Below are 26,205 nucleotides of genomic sequence, written 5' to 3'. Positions count from 1 at the left end.
GTGGTTTTTCATAGTAGTTTCTTACTAAAGGAATTATTTCGCTTAATTATCATTGGAGAAGTAATTAAGCGAATATAATTCAAACAAAAATAATGGCGTTGCTGTATTTGGGTACTAATTCAAAATATCAGAAAACGAACTACTACAGTTTAATTTAACTTTATTGAAGTACTAATTCCTAATAGAAATGTTTCTTAATTAAATTTAGAGCTAAGATAATAGATGGGATACATTAATTTTTATTTATATTTGTAATGATTACTATAAATTATATATATGAACTACACACTCCATCAACTTCAAATATTTCTTAAAGTAGTTCAAACCAAAAGTGTTACTAAAGCAGCCGAGGAGTTGCATCTTACACAACCCGCTGTATCTATACAATTAAAAAACTTCCAAGATCAGTTTGATATTCCGCTAACAGAAGTGGTTGGTAGACGTTTGTATATCAGTGATTTTGGTCAGGAAATTGCTGATGTAGCTCAAAATATAATCAACCAAGTGGAGACGATAAACTACAAAACGATGGCCTTCAAGGGGCAATTGAGTGGTAGATTGAAAGTGTCAGTTGTGTCTACCGGTAAATATGTTATGCCTTATTTTTTGTCTCATTTCATGAAACTGCATTCTAGTATTGAACTACAAATGGATGTAACCAATAAAAGTAAAGTTTTGAGTAGTCTTGAAAAGAATGAAATAGATTTTGCTTTGGTATCGGTGTTGCCTACTAATATGAATGTGGAACGATTGGATCTTTTGCAAAATAAATTATATCTCGTTGCAAATTCAAATTTAGACAAAGCAAACCTTCAAAATCAGGATACTATTTTTAATAATGTCCCTCTTATTTTTAGAGAAAAAGGATCAGGTACACGCCAATTAATGGAAAATTTTATAAATAAAAATGCTGTAACAATTCCCAAAAAAATGGAATTAACCTCAAATGAAGCGGTAAAACAAGCTGTAATTGCAGGACTAGGATGTTCAATAATGCCACTTATTGGAATAAAAAATGAATTGGCTAATAAAGAGCTTCAGATTATTCCTTTCAAAGGATTACCTATTACCACAACGTGGAGTATTATTTGGTTAAAAGGTAAAAAACACGCGCCTGTTGCGGCTGCATTCTTAGCACATTTGGCTCAAGAAAAAGCAACTATTATTGAAGAAAAATTCAATTGGTCTGAAGGATATTGAATCTTTTTTTGGCTACAGCCCAAAAAAAATAGTCTTACTTTTTAGTAAGACTATTTTTTTATAATTTATTCCTGAATTTTTATGGTAGTAAAACTCTATCAATTATATGTACCACACCGTTGCTACATTGGATATCAGGAATAACCATGTTAGCAGGAATAGTATTCCCATTACTTTTAACTGTAAATACTCCGTTTAAGAACGGGCTGTATGTTAAAGTACCACCACCAGCTGTTGTAGCTGTTGTTGCAGTTTGCTCAGATGTAAATTTACCACCACTAATAGCATGGTTTAATAAAACTTGTTGTAAAACTGCTTGAGGAGCGTTAGCTACATCTTGAATCGTTGCAAAACCAGCAGCTTTAAATGCAGCATCTGTTGGCGCATAAATAGTGAAATTGTTTGCTGGATTTGATAATGTAGGTGCTAATCCAGATGAAATAACTGCTTGGACTAGAAATGTAAGTTCTGGTGATTTAAAAACTTTAGAATCTTTAAGTAATATTGCTGAGTCTACAATGTTTACTCCGGTAGCAATCATTACTTTATCTATAGCGTGAACTGTTCCGTTACTTGCTGCTACATCAGTAAGAATTATTTTTGATCCGTTAATATACAGATCACTTCCTCTACTGATAAAACGTCTGTTTATGCTTAATGCAGATGCAGATGTACCACCAGCCATAATTTGGTTTGCCATTAAACTTCCGTTAGAAACGTGGTATAATAAAGTATTTGTTAAAAAACTGTTTTGCAAAACGCCAAGGCTTCCGCTATTTACAAGTCCTAATTTTGCGAAAGCATCATTTGTTGGTGCAAAAACTGTATATTTTCCTGATGGATCATTTGGGTTACTGTTACTCAATACACCAGCAACTCCACCTTGAATAGCAGCTCCTTCTAGAGTACTAAAATTTGCATTTGCTACTGCAATTGCTGCAATACTTGGTTTCTCATCTTGGTAATCATTCTCACATGATGACAATGTAGCTAGTAATGATAGCGCTACTACTACGCTTTTTATGTTTACGTTTTTCATTTTGTTGACTGTTTTTTTATTAAAATTTGTATACTAAACCACCGTATAAACCAGTTGCTTTACCAACGTTTCTACCTTCAATTACAGTGCTTGCACCTGCTGAAATACCTACTTCTTTTGTAATCGGGGTGTAAAGATTTAATCCTATTTTAGTATAATTTACTTGTGTACTTGGGAAAAAACCTGTGAATCCTTCTCCAAGAATATCAACACCACTTGTAGATGTTTGGTTGGCAATAAAAGCATCAGCGTAGAATAAAGATGCTGCATATCCTAATTTTACTTCACTTGAGTAAGAATTTGGAACTTCATTAGAAGCAAAGTTTCCAGCAAATTGTGCGGAAGCAAAAACTCCCGAATTCATTTTATACATGGCCATACCGGTTGTACTAAATGTTGTAGAACGGTTTCCAATAGCGATGATGGATTGTAATCCCTCATTAACGTTGTAATCTCCTAGCGGTGTTTTAAGTCCCAAAGCTCCTATAAGACGTAGCGATGATTTTCCGAAATCAAAATAAAACGGACTGTACTTTACAAAAACTGAAACATCTTGAAGACCTTTTCTCTCATTTTCAAAGTTATTGTTTGTCAATACTTCTTGTGATGCATTACCAGTTGCTGTTATGTATGGTAAAACCATTACAACATCAACTTGATCCGAGATTCCGTAAACACCATAAATAGATGCGCTAGTAATTTTTACGTCATTAAAAACAGGAACGCTCTCAACTTCTTGTGGAACAAGAAAAACATTATCATATTTCTCAAAACTATAAGAAAGCGCAACATTTCCCTTTCCTTTTCCTTGCATAAAACCGCTAATTGGGCTTTGTGAAAATGCAGTGGTAACACATCCTAGTGTAGTTACTGCAAGTAATAGTACTATTTGTTTTTTAATCATAATGGTTGTTGTTTATTATTTAACTTTGTTTTTGTCATTTACGGAGATACTTCTCTTTTGGTTTTATTTTTTTTGAAAAAAAATCAATTTATTTATAAGTATCAATTTTTCAATGAGTTATACTTGCTAAATTAAGAATTACACACCTCATTGTAAAGTCTCTTTCTTAATTTTTATTTATTTTAAATAAATGCTGTAGGGTGTTATTATTAGTAATTAAATTCCATGAAATACTGTATTAACCCAAGTTTAATTCACATTCATTACTATTTACCGCATAAAATACTGAGTAACATCAAAGTATTATATAAAAAAAGGCGCTTTTTTACAAAAGCGCCTTTTAAAAAGTTAGTTTCACTTAAATAATATACCTTATTTTTTATTTTCTATCCAAGTTCTAGCATTTACAAACGCTTCTAACCAAGGAGAAACTTCGTCTTTTTGATCTCTGTCTGGATAATTAGACCAGTTCCACGGGAAAGTAGAACGTTCAATATGCGGCATCATTACTAAATGTCTTCCTGTTGTGTCACACATCATGGCTGTGTTATAATCAGAACCATTTGGATTAGCCGGATATCCTTCGTATCTATATTTGGCAACAATGTTATAGTTTTCTTCCGCCATTGGTAAGTTGAATTTTCCTTCACCATGTGAAATCCAAACGCCTAAAGTTGCACCTTCTAAACTTGATAACATCACCGAATTATTCTTCTGAATTTTTACAGATGTAAATCCGCTTTCATGTTTATGTGAATCGTTGTGTTTCATCTTTCCATGTATTTCATGTTCTGGATTGATTAATTCTAATTCCATCATTAACTGACAACCATTACAAATTCCAACAGAAAGCGTATCTTCTCTTTTAAAGAAGTTTTTCAAGGCAGTATTCGCTTTTTCATTGTATAAAAACGCACCAGCCCAACCTTTTGCTGATCCTAAAACATCTGAATTAGAGAATCCACCAACCGCTCCAATAAATTGAATGTCTTCTAAGGTTTCTCTTCCCGAAATTAAATCGGTCATGTGAACATCTTTTACATCAAAACCAGCCAAGTACATAGCATTTGCCATTTCACGCTCAGAATTACTTCCTTTTTCACGAATAATCGCCGCTTTTGGTCGGTTTGTGTTTGAAACTACTGGTAATTTTCCATCAAAATGATTTGGGAAAGTAAATTGTAAAGGTTGATTAGCGAAATTTTCATAACGCTCTAACGATTTACCATTTTTAGTTTGTTTTTGATCTAATAAGAAAGAGGTTTCAAACCAAATTTCTCTATATTTTTTTGAAGAAAATTCAAAGGAATCTTCATGATTTACAATAGAAATAGTATCCGAATTCGTAACGGTTCCAATATTGAAAATTTCAACTCCTTTGGCTTTAAATATTGTTTCTACTTCTACATCCGCTTGGAAAACAACCGCAATATTTTCTGAAAACAATAATTTAGTAGAATCGATTTCATTGATAGCAGTTAAGTCATAATTCGCACCTAAATTCACATCAGCAAAACACATTTCTAACAAAGTTGTGATTAAACCACCACTTCCAATATCATGACCCGCTTTGATTTTTCTTTCTTTAATTAAATCTTGTAACGTATTAAATGCATTTTTGAAGAAAGGAGCATTTTTGATCGTTGGCGTTTCATTTCCAACTTTATTTTGTGTTTGATTAAATGACGAACCACCTAATTTAAAAGTATCTTGTGATAAGTTTAAGTAGTAAATGTTTCCACCATTTCGTTGTAAAACTGGTTCTACAACTTTCGTAATGTTTGAACAATTTCCAGCAGCAGAAATAATCACTGTTCCTGGTGCAATAACTTCATCATTCGGATATTTTTGTTTCATGGAAAGAGAATCTTTTCCAGTTGGAATGTTGATTCCTAATTCGATAGCGAAATCTGAACAAGCTTGAACAGCTTCATATAAACGCGCATCTTCACCTTCATTTTTACAAGCCCACATCCAGTTTGCGGATAATGAAACTGAATCTAAACCATCTTTTAATGGTGCCCAAACTAAGTTAGAAAGCGATTCTGCAATTGCATTTCTTGTACCAGCAACTGGGTCAATTAAAGACGAAATAGGAGCGTGGCCAATTGAAGTCGCAATTCCTTCTTTTCCTTTGAAGTCTAAAGCCATTACACCTACATTGTTTAAAGGCAATTGTAACGGTCCAGCACATTGTTGTTTGGCTACTTTTCCACCTACACAACGGTCGACTTTATTCGTTAACCAATCTTTACAAGCCACAGCTTCAAGTTGTAAAACTTGCTCTAAATAGGTTGGTATTTCTTTTGAGTTATATTCTGAATTGCTATAATTTCTAACAATTGTTTTGTCATTCATAATGGTTTTTGGTGAACTTCCGAAAAAGTCTTCCAATGCGTAATCCATAGGTTTTACACCTGTAGTTTTCGATTCGAATGTAAATCTGTGATCATTGGTAACTACACCTACTTCATACATTGGAGAACGTTCTCTATCTGCAATTCGTTGTAAGATGTCCATGTTTTTCGCACCAATTACTAATCCCATTCTTTCTTGAGATTCGTTTCCGATGATTTCTTTAGCAGAAAGCGTTGGATCTCCAACTGGTAATTTATCTAAATCGATTAATCCACCTGTTTCTTCGACTAATTCTGATAAACAATTTAAATGCCCACCCGCACCATGATCGTGAATAGATACAATAGGGTTGTTATCACTTTCCACTAAACCACGAATAGCATTTGCGGCACGTTTTTGCATTTCTGGATTAGAACGTTGGATCGCGTTTAATTCAATTCCTGAACCAAAAGCACCTGTATCTGCTGAGGAGACCGCAGCGCCACCCATTCCAATTCTATAATTTTCTCCACCAAGAATGACAATTTTATCACCTTCTTGCGGTTTCTTTTTTATGGCTTGATCTAATTTTCCGTAACCAATTCCACCCGCTTGCATGATTACTTTATCGTAACCAATTTTGCGATTTTCTTCTTCGTGTTCGAAAGTTAAAACCGAACCAGTAATTAATGGTTGTCCAAATTTATTTCCAAAATCTGAAGCTCCATTCGAGGCTTTAATTAAAATATCCATTGGTGTTTGATACAACCAAGGACGTTCTTCCATGGCGCCTTCATACTTGCGATTGTTTGTTAATCTTGAATAAGAAGTCATATAAACAGCGGTTCCTGCTAAGGGTAATGAACCTTGTCCACCAGCCAATCGGTCACGAATTTCTCCTCCAGAACCTGTTGCAGCTCCGTTGAAAGGCTCAACTGTCGTTGGGAAATTGTGCGTTTCTGCTTTTAAAGAAAGTACAGAATCAAATTCTTTTTCTTCGTAAAAATCAGGTTTGTCTGCGCTTTTTGGTGCGAATTGAGTTACTTTCGGTCCTTTAACAAAAGCGACGTTATCTTTATAGGCCGAAACGATATCGTTAGGGTTTTCTTGAGATGTTTTTTTGATTAATTTGAATAAAGAAGTTGGTTTTTCTTCGCCATCTATCACAAAAGTTCCATTGAAAATTTTATGACGACAGTGTTCTGAATTGGCTTGAGAGAAAGCAAAAATTTCAGAATCCGTAAGTTTCCTACCTAATTTTGTAGCCAAGTTATCTAAATATTCAACTTCTTCCGAACTTAAAGCTAAACCTTCTTGTTTGTTGTAGGCATCAATATCATCAATTTCTAAAATAGCTTCTGGTTGAATAGCAATCGTAAAAATGTCTTGATGCAATTCCGCGTATTTTTGAAGCAACATCGGATCAAAATCAGTGAATTCAGCAGCTACTTTTTCGAATTCTTCAATTCTAATAATTCCAGAAATTCCCATATTTTGGGTTATTTCTACAGCATTGGTACTCCATGGCGTAACCATAGCGGCACGTGGTCCAACAAAAAAATCCGTAAGTACGGATTTTTCTAGGATATGTGCGTCGGCAAAAAGCCAATTGAGTTTTGAAATGTCTTGAGCTGAGATTTCGTTTTGCGTTTGTACTGCAAAAACGGTTTTACTTTGGTTTTCAAAGAAATGAATCATTGTTGTGTAGTTTGTTGTATTGCGGTGCAAATTTAAGCAATTAAGATTAAATTCTAAGCATAAAAAAAGCGGCAATTTTGCCGCTTTTAGTATTATTGAATAATGAGTTTTTTTACAATCTCGTTTGAGTCAATTTGTAATCTTACGAGATAAGTTCCTGGTGTGCTATTCGGGATCGTTATTTCAGATTGAGTGGTGTTTTCCAAACTGTAAATTTTTTGACCAAGGATGGAATAAATCGCAATTGAATAAGTAGTATTAGCATTGGTAATATTAAACGTTCCTCGAGATGGATTCGGATAAATTTCTACCGTATTTGTTGCTGTATTCATGCTATTTTTTGGAGTTTTACTCGCAGTTTTACTTCCTAAGTTAGAGCAAGTGTCTAATGCAAATACATCCCATTGTGTGGCTTTATTAAAAGTAGTTGAAGGTGCAGTTACGGTAGTTTTTCTGCGGATGGTTTCATCTATAGAGAAATTGGCAGTTCCACCATTAAAAGTTCCAATAATGTCAATAAGAACCCCGTTTTTAAACAAACCAACAGCGTCGTTTCCGTTAAAAGTCATCTCGGTTGCCGAAGTAGACAAGTTAGCTGAACTTGTAGCATAGCAACTAGAAGCCATTAAACTATTCACAATAGTATATTTTGCGCCATTTACTAGGGTTCCAGATAAAGTTAAACCTGTGCTCCATGCTCCAGCTCCATTGGTTTGTCTCTTGATACTATAGATTGACAAATTTACTGATATACCTGTTGCATTTGAAATCTCTAATGCTTTGTTGTTTGAAGAACCTTCAATGTATTCAGAGAAAAGTAAATCAGTTGCGGTGTTGTTCGAATTAGTTACCACAGTCACTGTATTACTCACACCAGAAAGATTTCCTGCTGCATCTTTTGCTCTTACAGTAAAGGCATAACTAGTAGCTGCAGTCAATCCTGTTATAGCTGTATTTAAGGTAGTAACTGTAGTTCTTAGTACGTTGTTTACATATACGTTATATCCTGTAACACCTATGTTATCTGTAGCTGCTGACCAACCTAGAGTAACAGAGGTAGTCGTTTTACTTGAAGAGATTAGGTTTAATGGTGTACTAGGAGCAGTAGTATCAGTAGTGCCACCTCCTGTAGTTCCACCCCAAATAGCTGCTACATAAGATGGATTGTCAATAAAAGGATTTCTATTACCTTGTCGTGCATAAATAGCATTGTTTCGTTCTATTTCTCTGGCACTTACGGGATCATTTGCATGCCAAGAAAGTAGTACGTTTAAAAAGGCAGTAGTAAATACCTGGTTGCTGCTCCCATCAAACATAGCAAAAGGATAGCCAGCTACCGTATTTTCATAACGTGTAGCAAAATAAAAATACATACGAGCTATATCGCCTTTGAAAGCCGCTGCAGGTTCAAAAACAGTTCCAGTATATCCAGAAACAGCACTTGTGCCTAATTTACTTCCATTTAAAGTAGTTGTTGAAGCTGTTGCCACATTTCCGTGCGGAAAATTAGATCGTAAACCGTTTACTTTTCCATCAGTTGGTGGAATAAAATGGGCATCAGATACCATAGGTGCTGCCGAGTTAAATACTGATTGCGGAATCATGTGTTCTCTATTGTAGCAATCGCCCTCTACAGCGTAGGTACCACATTGCCCTGTTGTAAGGGTAAATGTATATGGATCAGTTCCATTTTGATTCTCAGAATACAAGTCGAAAATAGTGTTGTCATTTTCATTTTGATGGTCCCTATCCGATGTTGCATAAGTAGTCCATAATCCAGCATACCCTTGATCAGTATGGCCTTTTATTACATTGTATAGTTGGGTTTTTAAAGTGTATCCGGTTCCAGTTGCTGTACTATAATAGCCACTTGGTGCTTGTGCTGATGCAACAGATAAGAATAAGAATAATAATGCAGTGTAGATGTGTTTCATAATTACGTTTTAAAGTAGTTTGCTTTGTGTTTGTTTTAAATACCTTACAAGTTGTTTATGAGGATTTTAAGACGATGCAAATTTATAATTTTAAATAGCTTTAATGTTATGAAATTGTAAAGATAATTAGCGTTTTATTATACAATAGGGTTTAAAATTATCAAAAGTAAAATCATTCTTACTTTAATATGCGAATTTTGTATTTTTAATCCGTTAGCATATTTTATAGATTTTTTTTAGAATTCATTCTAAAAGAATATTTCTTACATCCTCTATTTTAAATCTTATACGATATTATAGTAGTATTTTAATTCTTGTTAAATTAAAAAAACATGGATATAAAAAAAGCGGCACTCAGTGCCGCTTGGTATCTTCTAGATTGCTCTTAATTTACAATCAATTTTTTTGTAAATGTTTTGCTTGAAGAAGTAATTTTAACAACGTAAATTCCTCTTTCAAGACCATTTAAAATTGCTGTGTTACTATTGTTAAAGTTTTCTTCAAATACTTTTTGTCCTATAATTGAATACACTTGAACAGAATATTTTTCGTTTTCACTTGGGAAATTAATCTTTACAGAACCATTTGAAGGGTTTGGATAAAGCAAAATTCCGTTGCTTTCAAAATCTTCGTTAGATAATGTTGTAACTGCGTGAGTACCTATTCCGTCACAAGTATTGCTTGCGAAAGAATCCCACTCTGCGGTTTTATCAAAAGTTGTATTAGGAGCAGTGATGCTTGGTTTTCTGCGTAGTGTAACATTTTCACCAAATTTTGCTGTACCACCGTTGAAAGTTCCAATGATGTCAATTAAAACACCATTTTTGAATAATCCCATAGGATCATCTCCATTAAATGCTTCTTGTGCAGATGATAAATTAGCGTTAGCTAAGGGATAACATGTTGTTGCCATCTGTGGATCAACTAAAACAAATACTGAACCCGAGTTTAATGTCCCAATTAAATTTAATCCTGTTGTCCATGCTCCAGCACCATTAGATTGTTTTTTAATGGAATATCCTGTTAAATCTACAGCAGCTCCAGTAAAGTTGGCAATTTCTAATGCTTTGTTAAAACTACTTCCTTCAACGTACTCAGAAAAGAATAGTTCTGTTGCTCCAGCACCGCCTGTTGGCGCAGCAGTAGTTGTACCTGTAACTGATCCACTTGCCGCAGATGAGTTTCTAGCATCATCTCTTGCTATGATGTAAAAGGTATAACCAGTTGATGGTAATAAGCCTGTTAGTGTAGTTGTTAATCCAGTTTGACTTGACTTTAACGTTCCGTTCATATAAATATCATATCCAGTTACAGCAACATTATCAGTAGCAGCGTTCCATGTAAGTGTTACGGTATTAGCAGTAGTGTTACTAACCGTTAAGTTTGTAACTACAGATGGAGCTTCTGTATCTGCAGGTTCTGTAGTCCAAACGGCAGCAACATAATTTGGATTGTCTATGTAAGGATTGCGATTATTTTGACGTGCATAAATGGCATTGTTTCTTTCTATTTCACGTGGACTTACTGGATCTAGATTGTGCCAAGAAATAAGTTGTGCTAAAAAGGCATCTGTGAATACTTTTCCAGTTGAGTTATTAAACATAGCGTAACTATAACCAGCAACAGTGTTTTCATAACGCGTTGCAAAATAGAAATACATACGGGCAATATCACCTTTAAATTCATCAATAGGTTCAAAAACTGGTCCGCTATATCCTGCAGTTGTACTAGCTCCTAGTTTACTTCCATTTAAAGTTGTTTCTGAAGCAACTACAACATTAGCATGAGGATAATTGGAACGTAGACCATTTACTTTTCCATCTGTTGGAGTAATAAAGTGTGCATCAGATACCATAGGCGACTGTTCATTGAATACCGATTGTGGTATAATATGTTCTCTGTTATAGCAATCTCCTTCTTTGGCGTAATTTCCACATCTTTGTGTTGATGCGATGCTATATGTATAAGGGTCAGTTCCTGCAGGGTTTTCTGAATACATATCTAATACTGTTCCATCTTTTTCAAAAAAATTATCTATGTCAGATGTAGAATAAGTTACATATAAGTCTCCATATGATAATGTGGTATGCCCTTTTATAATATTGTATAATTGTGTTTTAAGGGTGTACCCTGATCCCGTAGCGGTACTGTAGTATCCTGCTGGTGCTTGTGCAAAAACAGCAGTAAAAAATAATAGAAAGAACAAAGAGTAAATTTGTTTCATAATCTGATTTAAAGTTAGTTGAATTAAATTTGATTTGTTTTTGGTTTTAAAAATCGCCCAAAACTACTACTTATTTCTTAAATGTAGGTTTCCAAATCTTTAATTCAAATAAACTTTATTTTTTCAGAGCAGTAAAAAGCGTATGTATCTGACTTGTAATATTTTATTTGGGGAAAACTTTGTTTTGAAATGCACCTAAATCCGGCGGAAGTGTTCTCGTATTACCAATAATATCTTGATTTATAAGAAAAGACGCATTTCCTTTTGCGAAAGCCGCCGAAGTATCGTCAATATTCAATTTGTTTTTTGATACGCTCAAAAATTTAGGGTCTTTATTGAGTAGTATGGCTTTGTAATGTAAAGGATCTATATCAAATTGATACAAAGGATTTGTACTAGCAGTGCTGGAGCGGTTATCAAACTTAATCAAGCAGTTATTAAATTGGTATTCAAATGCAGCTGTTGTTTTTTTACTCAATGTCATTTCAGTTGCATATGATCCGTAAATAATACAATTATTAAATTGAGCTTTCGTAAGGTCTTTAGCCTCTGGAACAGCACCCGTAATAAAATTGCTTACAATCAAAGCTTGTTGCTGTGAACTATTCCAGTTGTTGTTAAAAGTACTATGTGTAAAAGTGTAACTACCTCCATAAGTACAGGCAAGGGTTGCCTGTCCTGCTGCATTTATAACAATATTTTGACCTTCAATTTTTGCGGTCTGCGCCAATATTCCGTAGTTGCTGCTGTTGTAAATTTGGGTATTCTTAATTTGAACTGTGGATCCGTCATTGTTTTGAATCAACAAACCTATGCTGGCATTTTTTATTGTTAAGTTTTCAAAGCTGTTGTTGGTACTGCCGCTGCTTAGCCATACAGTTCCCCATTGTCCGGGCACGTCAGCAAATGCGGGTTCTAGTCTATCACCTTCAAAAACAACTTCGTTTTCCATTTTTGGAGTTAAGGATTGTTTTCCTTTGACTTGAATAGATCCTTTGTTGGCTACCACAATCCCTGAATTTGCATGAAAATAAACACGAGCGCCAGCTTCAAAAATGGCTGTCTTTTCTGGAGGCACTGCGGCGTAACCATAAATTACATAGGGTTTTGTTTTGGTGAAAACCAATTCATTGCCATGTAGAGGATCATTTTCGTTGAGGTAAAAACCATTTATTTTTTCATTACCCACCGGAAGTGTTTCGGTTGTTCCATCAGAAAAGCGTTCGGGATATAAAAAAATAGCATCTTGAACAAGCGTAACTAGTTCCACGTTTTGTTGATTGCTTCCGCTGTCAAATTCAATTTGATCAGTATATAAAAACGTATCTGAACTAACATCAGTAATTGCTGCGGTAGTTTCTATGAAAATAAATAAGCTGTCGCGCGCAAGTATGGGTACATTACTAAAAATTTTCCCATTATTTCCTTGTAAACCGTCTACCGTCATTCGGTATTTAGAATTCAAACCTTTGCCAAGTTTTATAGTAGGGATTGAAATATCATTTTTACTTCGGTTGTATACCTTTAGCATATAGGTACTTGAGCTGATATTTGAAAAAACAGTATCCAGATAAACGGTATCTTTTGAAAATTTTAAATCACCAGTACTTGCGATTGTTTCAAAATCAGATCGACAAGAACTGAAAGCAATTGTTAGTACACCAAGTAGGATAAGTATTTTGAAACGCATGGTAATTTTTTTGTAAAAATAACAAAAATCTATTTTGTAAAACATATTAACAATTGTATTTGCGCATTGCTAATGTTACTTTATTTATTTTTACATTTTTAAACCAACAATTATGACTTTCGATAAAGAGAAAATTTTAAACTACTGCAATCATGTTTCTAAAAACACTTTAATGCAAACGTTGCAGATTGAGTATGTGGATGCTGGTGAAGATTTCTTAGTAGCTACCATGCCAGTTAATGCTACTGTTCATCAACCTATGGGATTGTTGCATGGAGGTGCATCTGTAGCATTAGCAGAAAGTGTAGGGAGTGCTGCATCTATGATTTATGTTAATTCGGATGTTAGCGAAGTACGCGGAATTGAAATATCTGCCAATCATCTTAAAGCTAAAAGAGAGGGAATTGTTACCGCAACAGCCCGAATCATTCACCGCGGTAAGAGCATTCACTTGTGGGAAATTAAAATTACAGATGAAAATAACGCTCTTATTTCGCTTTGTAAATTAACTAATATGGTGCTTCCTAAACGTAAAACTACCGATAAGTGATGGACGAAATGTTCCAGAAAGTACAAGATCACTTGCTTGACAAGCTACCCTTTGTTTTGTACCGGAAACCCAATCAAAAAGAAATTACAGCTTATTTGCAACAAGAGGATACTTTATTTTCTGTTAATGATTTTACAGAAAAAGGATTCGTTATGTCATCATTTGATGGAGCAAATACGTTTTATATCCCTGAAGAAAAAGCCAAAAAAATCCAATGGAAGTGCCAAGAATCATTTATTGAAAATGTAGATAAAAGTGTTCCTTTTTTTGAAAGCAAAGAGAAAGAAGCTTTTGTAAGCTTAGTTAGTAAAGGGGTTCAAGCTGTTAATAATAAGGAGTTTGAGAAAGTAGTATTATCTCGAAATGAAATTATAGCTGTAGAAAATACAAGTATATTTGAGATTTATGAATCCTTGGTGTACAGTTATCCTACCGCCTTTGTCTATTGTTTTTATCACCCAAAAATAGGCACTTGGCTGGGTGCAACTCCAGAATTACTTTTAAATGTAAAAGAGGATGTTTTTAACACCATTTCACTGGCAGGAACTCAAAAAGATGTAGGTGCTCCAACTGTTTTTTGGCAAAACAAAGAAATTGAGGAGCAGCAATTCGTGACTGATTTTATTGTTTCAAAATTAAAAAACGAGTTGGAAGCAGTTACAGTGTCTAAACCCTACAGTATTCAAGCGGGTTCTTTGTGGCATATCAGGACAGATATCTCAGGTAGAATTACACCAGTAACATCATTTGAAAAGATAATTCAAGTCTTACATCCTACACCAGCTGTATGTGGCTTACCAAAGGAAAGTTCCAAAAAATTTATTCTTGAAAACGAAACTTACGATAGGCAATTTTATACGGGTTTTTTAGGTGAGTTGAATTGTGATGTTGATAGCGGTCAACAAAACGCTGATTTATATGTAAATTTGAGATGCATGCAAATTAAAGCTAATGAACAGGATATGGTAAATAAGCAGAATTTAAAACAAGTGGTTTTGTACATGGGTTGCGGTGTAACGAAAGACAGTATTCCCGAAAAAGAGTGGGAGGAAAGTGTCAATAAATCCATGACCATGAAAAAAGTATTGCAATCATTATCATAGAAAATTAATAATAACAAAAAAGTATGAAACTAGACATATTAGCCTTTGGCGCTCATCCAGATGATGTAGAGTTAGGATGTGCAGGAACTATTTTAAAAGAGATCTCACTGGGTAAAAAAGTAGGTATTATTGATTTAACTCGTGGAGAGTTAGGTACGCGTGGCTCTGCAAGTATTAGAGATCAAGAAGCGGCAGCTGCAGCAAAAATACTTGGCGTAACTGTACGAGAAAACTTGGGGATGCGTGATGGTTTTTTTGTAAATGACGAAACGCACCAATTAGAGATTATAAAGATGATTCGGAAATACAAACCTGAAATAGTGTTGTGTAATGCCGAAGACGACCGTCACATTGATCATGCTAAAGGAAGTAAGCTGGTGTCTGATGCTTGTTTTTTATCTGGGTTAGTTAAAATTGAAACTAGTCTAGAAGGAGAATTGCAAACGGCTTGGCGCCCAAAACTGGTATATCATTACATACAATGGAAAAATATCGTTCCGGATTTTGTGGTAGATATTACAGGTTTTACGGATTTAAAAGTAGAATCAATATTGGCTTATAGTTCTCAATTTTATGACCCTAATTCTAAAGAACCAGAGTCGCCAATTTCAAGTAAAAACTTCCTAGAAAGTTTAAATTACCGTTCTAGAGATTTGGGTAGGCTTACGGGCGTAGATCATGCTGAAGGTTTTACGGTAGAAAGATATTTGGCTGTCAATAGTTTAGGTGATTTGATCTAAAAAGGAATCAAATTTTTTAAAAAAAGTTTTGAAAAACGTTTGCAAAAGTAAACTTTAGTTGTATCTTTGCCACCGCTAAGCAAATGGTGGTTGTAGCTCAGCTGGTTAGAGCATCGGTTTGTGGTACCGAGGGTCGCCGGTTCGAACCCGGTCATCCACCCAAAAAAGCAAAAGCCTCGAAGAAATTCGAGGCTTTTTTTGTATCTATAATTCAAATACATTTTGTGAGATTTAAAAAGATTATAGAAGGTGTTTTTCTGATGTCTTGGTGTAGTGAGTTCTTTGTTTTTCTAATGGCTTAAAACAGGAATTAAACCGCATTTAGTAGATCTGAATAGTTAAGTTTGCTTTGGAAGAAAAGCAATCTGTTTTATGTTTTATAAATGCTTAGGAAGTACGGTGTATACTGCTAGATTGCTTTGTGTTTTTAAAAAAAAAAATACGCCTCAAAGTACTTCGAGGCGTATTTTTTTTGCACAAGGGATAGTAGTGAAAATCCTCCCGATTTTTTTCGGGAGATTGTAACGTATAGCCCGACCTTGCTGTAACGCTAGTGAAAGCAAGGATGTGCCCTAGAGATTATTATTTTTTATCTACTACGGGTCTGTTTTCTCTATTTGCGAGTTCCCATGCTATTGCAAATGCATATTGAGCTCTTTTAGTAAGTGCATCATATTCAATTTTGTCAGGACTATCTGTAGGTTGGTGGTAATCTGCATGTACTCCATTAAATAAGAAAACGGAAGGGATTCCAAATTTCGCAAAATTATAATGGTCAGAGCGCTCGTAAAAATGATTAGGATCTTTAGGATCGTTGAATTTATAATCTAAGTTTAGGTTTGTGTATTTAGTATTTGCAGCAGCGCAAATGTTGTCTAAATCTGTCGAAAGTCGGTTTGCTCCGATAACATACACATAATTATTGATGTCTGCGTGTTCCTTATCTCTGCGGCCAATCATGTCGATATTGATGTTGGCAATGGTATTTGCAATAGGGAAAAGTGGATTTTCAGAGTAGTATCTGGATCCATGCAAGCCGTGCTCTTCGCCTGTTACGTGTAAAAACATAATAGAGCGCTTTGGACCGTGGCCGTCTTTTTTTGCTTTTTGAAAGGCTTGAGCTATTTCAAGTAATGCTACAGTTCCTGAGCCATCATCATCAGCACCATTGTAAATTTCTCCGTTTTTAGCACCTACGTGGTCGTAATGTGCTGATATGACCAATACTTCATTTGGTTTCTCTGAACCTTCAATGTAGGCCCAAATGTTTTCAGAGTCTGGTAGATTTTCATTGTATTGCGCGTTCAAGAAAGCAGCTGGGATTTTTTGATAGTAATCAGTTGCAGCTGTGGGAAAGCCAATATTATTTTTTTTGTACTCATCGATGAGGTAGTTTCCCGCTTTTTTTTGACCAGCAGAGCCTGTTTCTCGGCCTTCCATTTCATCTGAAGCTACGATGTATAAATGAGTTTTCAGCTCCTTTTCGGTTATGGTTTTTAAATAAGCGGTAGGCTCCACGGGCGTGGTAATGTTTTGCTGACTGGAGCAACTAAGTGTAAATGTGGTAATGATACCAAGAATAGCAATTTTTTTCATTTCATTGTTAATTAATAGAGAGTATACAAACAGCGTTATTGAAAAAATAACGTGTACGAAGTTACTAAAAAATAATAATTTTTTTTTGATAAATTAGTGAAGTAATAATATTATGAGTAACGACTTATAGAGTTTATGAAGTTTTTTTGCGCTACATAGACTTAAATCGTATGAGATGCTACAATTAAGTATTTTTTTTCTATTCTAACAATCCACATTAGTGATTGATTTGGTTTTGAAAGAATATTTTAGGCATAAAAATACAGTATAAATTCAATTTTTATATTTTACATCCAATATAAATGTAAAAAAAACTGAATTTATACTGTATTTTAAACAGATTATTCTATAAATTATTTCAATACGTCTTTTAAGAAAACGTTCATACGCTCCCAAGAACGTTTATCTGCTTTCTCATTGTAGGCAGCTCCTTTTGAATTGTCATTGCCAGCTTCAGGATCTGAAAAAGCGTGAACCGAATCAGCATAATAGATCATTTCCCAATCCGCTTTTGCAGTTCTCATTTCTTGCTGAAAAGCAGCCACTTCAGCAACTGGAACATAAGGGTCATCAGCACCATGAAGTACAAGGACTCTTGTTTTGATAGGGTTAGTGGTTCTAGAAGCATCGCGGCCTAAGCCACCGTGAAACGAAACAACACCTTGAAATTTCATACCAGCTCTAGCAGCTTCAAGAACTCCAGTTCCCCCAAAACAGTATCCTATAACAACAATATTATCAGGATTTGCGCCTGCTTTTACTAATTGGTCTAGTGCTAATTGAATGCGTCTTTGATAATCGCCTACATTGTTTTTGTAAAAGCCAGCTTGTTTTCCTGCTTCTTCAGTATTCTTAGGATAATTGCCTTCACCGTAAATATCAGCAACAAAGGCATAATACCCCATTTTTGATAATTTTTCAGCAGATTGTTTAGCATGGGTATCAATACCTTTCCAAGCAGGCAGGATTAAAAGTCCAGGTTTTGTTTTTGTTGCTTTTTTAGGTGCAACCGCAAGGCCATTTAATTTTTGAGCACCATCAGTATATGCTACGGGCTTTAATTGAGCCTGAGCACCAGTGGAGCATAGTAGAACGCCAATAAGGGCTAAAAAAATGTTTTTCATAGTAGTATTTATTAAGGATTGCAAATTTCTGATTTAATTATGCTAGTTTGCTTTATCTAATATCCTATTATCTTATATCAGTATTTTTAAATCTTATAGTAGTTAATCCATGGCTTATTCCCCAGGATGATACGTTTTTTCAGCATGTTTCAATACGTCTTCTTTGTAAAACAAAACCTCTTTGAATTGTCCCTCTTGATATCTTTTGGCTTGATCAAAAAAATGTTTTGAGGTAGGATTGCCGCTATTTCCTCCCGCAAGTAATGATTTTGCTTTGATTTTTGTGCCGAATTCCACCGCACATACAAAACTATTGCCGTTGCTACCGTAGCGTTTTTTGGTATCTTTTTGAAAACTACTTTTGAATGCTGGTAGGCTTCCCCAAACTGCAGGTCCAAAACCAATTGGCAAACTTTCTTGCGCGTCATCATAGTCTAATGCTAGAGCGCCAGAGGTTCTTTGAAAACGGTTGATCTGACCCCACGGAATTTCCCAAGAACCAAATTTGTTTTTTAAATCGCTAAGAACTTTTTGTAATGGGGGAAGCAAATCATTTTGTTGTGCATTTTTCAAAAATTGAATAGTGTTTTGCACCTGATCTAATTCGCCTTCGTTAGTATATACTTTTTGAATTATAGGTTCTAATTGATAAGCCCATTCTACGGCAAGTGTTGTTGCTACTGAATTTTCATGAGCATAATAATTCCAATTTTTCAAAACAGTTATGGGAGCAATGAGTTCATCATAAAGTGGTGTATTGGTTTTGATGTTCTTTTCAAAACTGGAAATCAATGCTGGAATCAAAAATTCGAATACGGTTAATTTAGTGTCATAACCATCCGCAATTACACGGTCTAAAGTATACTGATTCCCTTTGCTTAACAATCGTACGGCATTGAGTCCTCTAAAATTTTCACCATCAGGTGCCATATAAGGTGGGTAATTTTCGGGTTTTGGACTGTTTGTTCCTGCAACAGTAAAGGGTGTAGAGTTGCAGTTTTGCAACCATCCGTTTTCAGGATTGTAAGAGTGTACAATTTCTGAAACCTCGTGCAGTCCTTTCCATTGTGTTGCGGTTGTTGTTCCGTCTACTACTTTTGACCAATTCAATTTAGGATCTCTTATTGGGACAAAATTTCCATGCCAGTAAGCTATATTTCCTTCTTTGTCGGCATAGACCGTATTGTTCGAAGTGTTGGCTTTTATATCCATTGCTTTTTTATAGTCTACAAAATTTTTGGATTTAGTTCGAATCCAACTTTGTTCTAAACTTTTTACAGAGCGATTGAATGATTTCAAGCTGATCCACTTTCCATTTCTTTTAGCCATAATGGGGCCGTGGTTGGTGAAATAGGAGGTAAATGTTTTAGGAATTAATTTTCCGTTTTCAAGGTACTTGATGGTTATTTTTTTTTCGACAACGGGTAGGAGTTGGCCGTTATATTCATAAAATAGTTTCTTATTTTTAGTCACGATATTTTCTGCATACAAATCGGCTACATCCACATTTGATGATGTGTGCATCCAACCGCAATTTTCATTAAATCCTTGGTAAATAAAAAATTGTCCCCACGTAACCGCACCATAAGCCTGCAAACCTTCGTCACTACTGATTTGTATTTCGGGTCTAAAATAAAACGTAGTATGCGGATTAATGTATAATATAGCATTTCCAGATACTGTTTTTGATGGTGCAATAGCAAAACCGTTTGATCCAGTTTGCACATTAATTTCACGTTCTACATAGGCGATCTTATCACCTCCTGAGCCGTAAAAAGATTTAAGTTCACTTGTCGTAAGTCCTCCCGTGCTAATTGCTCCAATGCTCCCATCAGTCCACAGCAGTGGAAACCAAGGCTCAAAATGGGTTAATAAAGCTGGTCGTACTTCAGGGTGTTTGTATAGGTAATAGTTGATGCCGTCTGCATAACTGTTGAGTAATTTTTGTAACCAAGGTGCCGCTTTTTTATAGTCAGCTTTTGCTTCATCAATGTCTATGAGTAATTTGATTTCTAGATCATTGTAGAGAAATTCTTGTCCTTTTACTTCGGAAAGTCGCCCAAGTTTTTCGATGTAATTCATCTCTACACGTTGAAAATCATCTTCGCATTGGGCATACAGCATTCCAAAAACGGCATCGGCATCAGTTTCGCCATATACGTGCGCAATTCCCCAATTGTCTCTAATTATGGTTACTTGTTGCGATTGCTTTTGGAGTCGTGCTTGCTCTGATGGAGTAATTTTTTGAGCAAAAAGAATACTAGAACTTAAGAAGCATAGTGCAACTGTACTGTAAATATTGAAATATTTCATTTTTTTTTTACTTTTAAAGGCTTACATTTCGTTTGAATGCGCAACCCAATTCAATTATCGAATCTGTCTTGGCAATTCCAGGTATTGTATCGATTTTTTCATAGAGTACGCGTCGCATGTGCTCATGATCCTTTGCAATAATTTTGATGTACAAAGTAAAAGATCCTGTAATATAGTAGCACTCTGTAATTTCAGGTATTTTTTTGAGTTCTTCAATTATGCGATCTGAATCTTGGTCCTTATTTAAGGTAATACCAGTAAAGGACCCCCAATCGTAACCAATTTTCTTTTCGTTAATAATAGGTTTTATCCCCGTAATGATACCATGATCAATCAGCCTATTAATGCGCTGGTGTACCATGGTATTTGATATTTTCAAAGTACTAGCTATGGCAGAATAGGCCATGCGTCCGTCTTTTTCTAGTTCTTTAATAATATTGACATCAAACTCGTCTAATATATCCATGTTGTTAAAAATTAAAATTGATGCAGCTGTATTGGTATAAAAGTACATATTTTTATTGACTTCAAAAAAAGCTAAAATTGATTTATAGTACTTTAATATGACTTAATTTCGGTCTAAATTAAATAAATATTTTTAATTATTAGCTTTTTTAAAGTCAAAAACATTAATTTTATTGGTAAATTAAAAAATAATGCTAGTTTTGTACTCTTAAAATGTAAATCCTTAAGCTCATGACACATACAGAACAAAACCTTTCGTTAAAATCGGAAGCATTAATTGCTAAAGAAAATCAATATGGAGCGCACAATTATCATCCTTTACCTGTAGTTCTAGAAAGAGGCGAGGGCGTTCATGTTTGGGATGTTGATGGTAAACAATATTACGATTTTTTATCTGCTTACTCAGCTGTGAATCAAGGTCATTGTCATCCAAAAATTGTAGGTGCAATGATCAAACAAGCACAAACACTAACATTGACTTCACGTGCTTTTCATAACGATCAATTAGGTCCTTTTGAAGAATATGTAACGAAGTATTTTGGTTTTGATAAAGTATTACCCATGAATACTGGTGCCGAGGCGGTTGAAACAGCTGTAAAACTGTGCAGAAAATGGGCTTATGAAGTAAAAGGAATTCCAGAAAATCAAGCACAAATCATTGTTTGCGAAAATAATTTTCATGGTCGTACCACTACAATTGTATCGTTTTCTAATGATGAAAATGCACGTAAAAGCTTTGGACCGTTTACCGCTGGATTCATCAAAATTCCTTACGATGATGTTGATGCGTTAGAAGCTGTCTTGAAATCAACAACAACAACTATTGCTGGATTTCTTGTGGAGCCTATTCAAGGCGAGGCTGGAGTTTATGTTCCAAGCGAAGGGTATTTGGCAAAAGCCAAAGCATTATGTGCAGCACACAATGTATTGTTTATTGCGGATGAAGTGCAAACTGGAATAGCACGTACAGGAAGATTGCTAGCTACGTGCGGTAATTGCGATTGTAAAAAAGGTTGCGAAAACACGCCAGAAGTAAAACCAGATATATTGATTTTAGGAAAAGCAATTTCAGGTGGGGTTTATCCAGTTTCGGCAGTTTTAGCAAATGATGCTATCATGAACGTGATTCAACCAGGACAGCACGGATCTACTTTTGGAGGAAATCCTATTGCTGCAGCGGTTGCCATTGCTGCACTTGAAGTTGTAAAAGATGAAAATTTAGCGCAAAATGCGGCTTATCTTGGTGAAGTTTTAAGAAATGGATTAAATGAAATTGCTGCACGAAATCCTATCATTACCTTAGTGAGAGGAAAAGGACTATTGAATGCGATTGTTGTAAATTGTGACGAGGAGTCTGATCTTGCCTGGAATATTTGTATGAAGTTTAGTGAATACGGTTTATTGGCTAAGCCAACACATGGAAATAAAATTCGTTTTGCACCACCATTAGTGATTACAGAAACACAAATTCACGAATGCTTAGCGATTATCGAACGAGCATTAAATGATTTTAGATAACATACAGAACCATGGGGAAAACAATAAAATTAATAAAGAACAGATCTGATATAGGTGCCGGAACGCGCGGGTCTGATTTGGGTATTGATGCCATAGAAATTGCTGCTATAAATCAAAACAGTGATTATTTCAACCGCTTTTTGTTTGAAGATGTTAAAACACACAATGAAACTATATATGATAAGGACCGTAGCTCTAGTGCTAAGCGAATTGAACATGTTTTAGAACAGTGTATTAGAGTAAACAATGTGGTAAAACAAAGTATTGTTGAGAATTACTTTCCAATTGTTTTGTCAGGAGATCACTCGTCAGCTTTGGGAACATTAAGCGGAATAAAAGCGGCTTATCCAGAGCAAAATATAGGAGTTTTTTGGATTGATGCGCATGCGGATTTGCATTCTCCTTATACATCACCTTCTGGAAATATTCACGGAATGCCTTTGTCAGCGGCACTTGGAGATGATAATTTGAGTTGTCAAAATAACGAAGTAACTCCCGAAACACATCAGGACTGGGAGGAAATGAAAAACATTGGTCATCAAGGTCCAAAAGTTTTACCTGAAAATCTAATCTATTTTGGGGTTCGTGATACTGAGGAAGAGGAGGACAAGCAAATCGAGAAATTAAAAATCAAGAATTATAAAGTTGACGAAGTCAGGTATCGAGGTTTGCAAACTTGCGTTACTGAGGCTTTAGCAAAAGTTGCTCATTGCGAGGTTTTGTATATTTCTTTTGATGTAGATTCTATGGATTGTGATATGATTTCTTATGGTACAGGTACACCAGTTGCTAAAGGATTTGATCAGTACGAAATAATCGCAATCATAAATCAAATCATCCAAACGAAGAAAGTGGTTTGCGTTGAATTTGTTGAGGTCAACCCTTTATTGGATACAAAAGGAAATAAAATGGCCGAAACTGCTTTTGAAGTTTTAGAAGCAATTACTCCAAATTTAATGAATGTACATTTATAGTCCAATAAAATAGATTTTAAAGCATCTATTTTAAAATAAGATGCTGAAGGTTTTTTCTATATTATATACAAAGGCTTGATTTCAAATTTTATTGAAATCAAGCCTTTGTTTTTCAATCTTTTTTTATACGTAATTTGATTACCCCAATATTTTCGAAAATAAAATTTCTAAGTTATCGGTGGGTACTCAACCGATAGGTACATTAATCTTTTCTAGAGGTTTCACTATGATTTTATTCTTGAAAAAACATAAAACAATTCAGTTGCAATTTGTAAACTACGTTCCTCATATTTTTCTGCTTGTTGTGGTGTTTGATCAAATGCTTTAGGATCTTCATAAGTAATCGGAATTCGTTTTTCAGCACCAGCAATAAAAGGGCAGTCGCCATCTGCTTGGGAACAAGTCATAATAGCTGCAAATTCGCTTATTGGATTAAAGTCGGCATCATAAGTTTTAGAAAAACCAATAATTGGATGTTCATTTTTCCCATATTTTATAGCATAAATAGGATTGTTACCATCTGCAATTTTTTTAACTTCAAAACCAGATTTTTCTAATGTCTTGGTCACCATCTGAAATAAAGCCGTTGCTTCTGTACCACCAGAATAGCAATCTACATTTTGTATCTTAAAATGTGCCGCAGCAGTTTGCGCCCAAACCTGTGATAAATGGCTTCTTCTGGAATTATGAGTGCAAATAAAGTTTAGTCTAACTTCTTGTTGATTATTAACTTTTGTTTGAATATGATCAATAAGTAGTTGCAAAACACTTTTTCGATCAGTCAAAATGTTTTCGAAATCAAAAGTACATATTACTTTTTCTAGCTTGGGAAATAAGATGGGTTTAATGGGTTCCATTTTACAGTTTTAAAATTTAGCAACAACCTCCGCCTGGAGAACAGCTAGTGGTTTGACTTTGAATCTCAGACAATTTTACTTTTTGTTTGTTGTCAGGAATTCCACATTGATCTTCAGCTAAACAAGCCGTTAATTTGTTTATTAATGTAAAAGCAGTTCCGTTGAAACCTAAATCGTATTTCCCTATAGTTTCAGCTTGATATTCTACCTCCACTTCATAATCCTGGATTCCGAGTACTTTTTCCGAAAGGGTGATGATATCCAAAAGTTTTTTGGGTTTTAAGCGGTGTTCAAAGTCATTAGCATCCCATAATTGAAAATTAACAACGGTTTCATTTCGAAGCTTCCCGCCGCAGTCAATAAATTTTTTAGTGATTAAGCCTACTTCGGTTACATGAAAATGTTCTGGAACATAAGTACCGTTTGGTAATACAAAAGCAACATTTTCTAACGTGCTTAACTCATTTTTTACTTCTGATAATTTCATTTTTCTAATAATTAAATTAACAACATTGATTTTTCTTATTTTCTAAATAGGTATTGATGTGATCAAAAAAACTTTTTATAGAGTTAAAACCCTCTTTATTGATACAATAACAAATAGCATTCCCTTCAATATTACCTTTTATAAGACCGGCATTTTTGAGTTCTTTTAAATGTTGCGAAACCGTAGGTTGGGCCAGAGGGAGTTCATTTACAATGTCACCACATATACAGCTATTCACTTTTAGAAGATGTTGTACAATAGCAATTCTCGCAGGATGCCCTAAGGCTTTCGCCAATGTTGCTAATTCGTTTTGTTCGTCTGTAAAATGTTCCGACTTGGTAATACCCATGGCTATATATTTATATTGCAATATTACGATAACAATAAATATGAAACTTCAGAATCATTAGTTTTATTTCCAAATAGCCAATTTTATTGAGGGCGTTCCCCTTTTTGTAATCCCTTCCGCAGTAGCTTCAGGAATTGCAAAAGGGTCGGGCTCTTCGCTGCAAGTCCTCGTTCCTTCCTTTAGGTCGTCACTGTGGGCTTTCCGCTGCTATCCCTAACGCGGTTTGTGAATGTAGAGGACGTTTTTCTTGGATAAGTATGAAAACTACCTATATATTATAATTGTTTATCATGGTATAGGTAGTAGCTACATATAATGTCGTTTGATGTTAATGTTGTTATCGTAGTAAATGGTAGTATCTATATATAATGGTATATGATTTTATAATTGTTACTATAGTAAACGGTGGTGTCTACATATAATAGTATTTGATGTTGTAGTAATAAATAGTACTACCTATATATAATAGAGGTCGTTGTATGTAGAATGTAATGAAATGCCCATCAATGCTATGATTTCACAGTAAAACTATCTTAATTCAAATTAGCTGAAAAAAAGTTTATGCTTTAAGAGTCGTTTAATCAGTGCTTTAGTTTAAAAGTTAAGAAAAGATTAAAAAAAGGTTCAAAAAAAGCTTGTAAAAGCGAATAAAGGTTGTAGTTTTGCACCCGCAATGACGCAGACGTTCTTTAAATGATTGGCAAGAAAAACAAAGTGATTAGAGATTTACTCTTTAAAAAAACTTTAAAAAAAGCTTGTGAGATTTAAAAACGAAAGTTATCTTTGCACCCCGCAAAACAACGGAAGTTCCTTGAGAGATTGATAAGAGAAAGAGAAGCAAACGAGATAAAAATTATCTCAAAAAAAACTTCAAATTTTCTTGCCAGTTAAAAAAAGAATAGCTACTTTTGCACCCGCTTTGAGAAACAAACGAAAGGCGAAAAAATAGTAAGAACACGTTCCTAGACATATTGAATTGACAGCCGTTTTGTTCGCAAGAACAGAACATAAAGAATAAGAGTAATAGAATCGGAAGATTTGAAAAAACCACTAGAATTTAGTCGAATAACAATAGCTTGATTTATCAAGCAAACAATATACGA

The 26,205-nt window shown here is 34.8% G+C and carries 19 protein-coding genes and 1 tRNA gene; 7 read left to right on the top strand and 13 right to left on the bottom strand.

The features are described from left to right. Positions 1-276 precede the first annotated feature (276 nt). On the top strand, positions 277-1,200 hold the full coding sequence (locus DNC80_RS14430) for a LysR family transcriptional regulator (protein WP_144892564.1): 924 nt from the start codon (positions 277-279) through the stop codon (positions 1,198-1,200). 79 nt (positions 1,201-1,279) lie between these two features. Here the strand turns inward: DNC80_RS14430 and DNC80_RS14425 are convergent, their stop codons facing one another. The 6 genes from DNC80_RS14425 to DNC80_RS14400 all read right to left on the bottom strand — a co-directional run bounded on the left by DNC80_RS14425 (position 1,280) and on the right by DNC80_RS14400 (position 13,026). Next, a complete protein-coding gene (locus tag DNC80_RS14425) occupies positions 1,280-2,239 on the bottom strand; it encodes a fasciclin domain-containing protein (protein WP_144892562.1) in 960 nt (319 codons plus the stop codon). 19 nt (positions 2,240-2,258) lie between these two features. After that, a complete protein-coding gene (locus DNC80_RS14420; RefSeq protein WP_144892560.1) occupies positions 2,259-3,143 on the bottom strand; it encodes a hypothetical protein in 885 nt (294 codons plus the stop codon). Positions 3,144-3,515: 372 nt separating this feature from the next. Continuing rightward, entirely contained in the window at positions 3,516-7,178 is a 3,663-nt protein-coding gene (purL, locus tag DNC80_RS14415) for a phosphoribosylformylglycinamidine synthase (RefSeq protein WP_182651815.1), read from the bottom strand. 92 nt (positions 7,179-7,270) lie between these two features. After that, positions 7,271-9,112: an endonuclease gene (locus tag DNC80_RS14410; RefSeq protein ID WP_182651814.1), complete on the bottom strand. Its 1,842-nt coding sequence runs from the start codon at positions 9,110-9,112 to the stop codon at positions 7,271-7,273. A 385-nt stretch (positions 9,113-9,497) separates the two neighbouring features. Beyond that, positions 9,498-11,336 (bottom strand): endonuclease, encoded by a 1,839-nt coding sequence (locus DNC80_RS14405; RefSeq protein WP_182651813.1) that lies wholly within the window; start codon positions 11,334-11,336, stop codon positions 9,498-9,500. Positions 11,337-11,499: 163 nt separating this feature from the next. Next, positions 11,500-13,026, bottom strand: coding sequence for a hypothetical protein (locus DNC80_RS14400; RefSeq protein WP_182651812.1), 1,527 nt, complete (start codon positions 13,024-13,026; stop codon positions 11,500-11,502). A gap of 112 nt (positions 13,027-13,138) precedes the next feature. On the opposite strand from DNC80_RS14400, the gene DNC80_RS14395 reads away from it, so the two are divergent. The 4 genes from DNC80_RS14395 (at position 13,139) to DNC80_RS14380 (ending at position 15,579) form a co-directional block, all read left to right on the top strand. Further along, entirely contained in the window at positions 13,139-13,576 is a 438-nt protein-coding gene (locus tag DNC80_RS14395) for a PaaI family thioesterase (protein WP_086453826.1), read from the top strand. Continuing rightward, the gene (locus DNC80_RS14390) at positions 13,576-14,679 is read left to right on the top strand and encodes a chorismate-binding protein (protein WP_182651811.1); all 1,104 of its coding nucleotides are present in this window, start codon (positions 13,576-13,578) and stop codon (positions 14,677-14,679) included. Before DNC80_RS14395 ends, DNC80_RS14390 begins: the two co-directional genes overlap by 1 nt. 23 nt (positions 14,680-14,702) lie before the next feature. Further along, positions 14,703-15,419 (top strand): bacillithiol biosynthesis deacetylase BshB1, encoded by a 717-nt coding sequence (gene bshB1 / locus DNC80_RS14385; RefSeq protein ID WP_182651810.1) that lies wholly within the window; start codon positions 14,703-14,705, stop codon positions 15,417-15,419. Between the two features lie 86 nt (positions 15,420-15,505). Next, a tRNA-His gene (locus tag DNC80_RS14380) sits at positions 15,506-15,579 on the top strand. Between the two features lie 422 nt (positions 15,580-16,001). Here DNC80_RS14380 and DNC80_RS14375 read toward each other — a convergent pair. The 4 genes from DNC80_RS14375 to DNC80_RS14360 form a co-directional block, all read right to left on the bottom strand. Beyond that, positions 16,002-17,015, bottom strand: coding sequence for a M28 family metallopeptidase (locus tag DNC80_RS14375; RefSeq protein WP_182651809.1), 1,014 nt, complete (start codon positions 17,013-17,015; stop codon positions 16,002-16,004). Positions 17,016-17,368: 353 nt separating this feature from the next. Beyond that, positions 17,369-18,139: a dienelactone hydrolase family protein gene (locus DNC80_RS14370; protein ID WP_182651808.1), complete on the bottom strand. Its 771-nt coding sequence runs from the start codon at positions 18,137-18,139 to the stop codon at positions 17,369-17,371. 114 nt (positions 18,140-18,253) lie between these two features. Continuing rightward, a complete protein-coding gene (locus DNC80_RS14365; protein ID WP_182651807.1) occupies positions 18,254-20,452 on the bottom strand; it encodes a penicillin acylase family protein in 2,199 nt (732 codons plus the stop codon). 13 nt (positions 20,453-20,465) lie between these two features. Continuing rightward, positions 20,466-20,918, bottom strand: coding sequence for an Lrp/AsnC family transcriptional regulator (locus tag DNC80_RS14360; protein WP_182651816.1), 453 nt, complete (start codon positions 20,916-20,918; stop codon positions 20,466-20,468). Between the two features lie 230 nt (positions 20,919-21,148). On the opposite strand from DNC80_RS14360, the gene rocD reads away from it, so the two are divergent. Beyond that, positions 21,149-22,435 (top strand): ornithine--oxo-acid transaminase, encoded by a 1,287-nt coding sequence (rocD, locus tag DNC80_RS14355; protein WP_182651806.1) that lies wholly within the window; start codon positions 21,149-21,151, stop codon positions 22,433-22,435. 11 nt (positions 22,436-22,446) lie between these two features. Then, positions 22,447-23,409 carry an arginase gene (locus DNC80_RS14350; RefSeq protein ID WP_182651805.1) on the top strand — a complete coding sequence of 321 codons (963 nt, stop codon included), beginning with the start codon at positions 22,447-22,449 and terminating at the stop codon, positions 23,407-23,409. Between the two features lie 224 nt (positions 23,410-23,633). Here DNC80_RS14350 and DNC80_RS14345 read toward each other — a convergent pair whose 3' ends face one another. Genes DNC80_RS14345 through DNC80_RS14335 form a run of 3 tightly spaced genes read right to left on the bottom strand, consistent with a single transcriptional unit; the run spans position 23,634 to position 25,102 of the window. Next, entirely contained in the window at positions 23,634-24,266 is a 633-nt protein-coding gene (locus DNC80_RS14345) for a low molecular weight phosphatase family protein (protein WP_182651804.1), read from the bottom strand. 16 nt (positions 24,267-24,282) lie between these two features. Continuing rightward, a complete protein-coding gene (locus DNC80_RS14340; RefSeq protein WP_182651803.1) occupies positions 24,283-24,753 on the bottom strand; it encodes a DUF6428 family protein in 471 nt (156 codons plus the stop codon). A 16-nt stretch (positions 24,754-24,769) separates the two neighbouring features. Further along, positions 24,770-25,102: a helix-turn-helix transcriptional regulator gene (locus DNC80_RS14335; protein WP_182651802.1), complete on the bottom strand. Its 333-nt coding sequence runs from the start codon at positions 25,100-25,102 to the stop codon at positions 24,770-24,772. Positions 25,103-26,205: the final 1,103 nt, after the last annotated feature.

It is taken from the genome of Flavobacterium sp. SOK18b, assembly GCF_014156605.1.
Taxonomy (GTDB): Bacteria; Bacteroidota; Bacteroidia; order Flavobacteriales; family Flavobacteriaceae; genus Flavobacterium; species Flavobacterium tiangeerense.
This window is presented reverse-complemented; position numbering and strand designations above follow the sequence as displayed.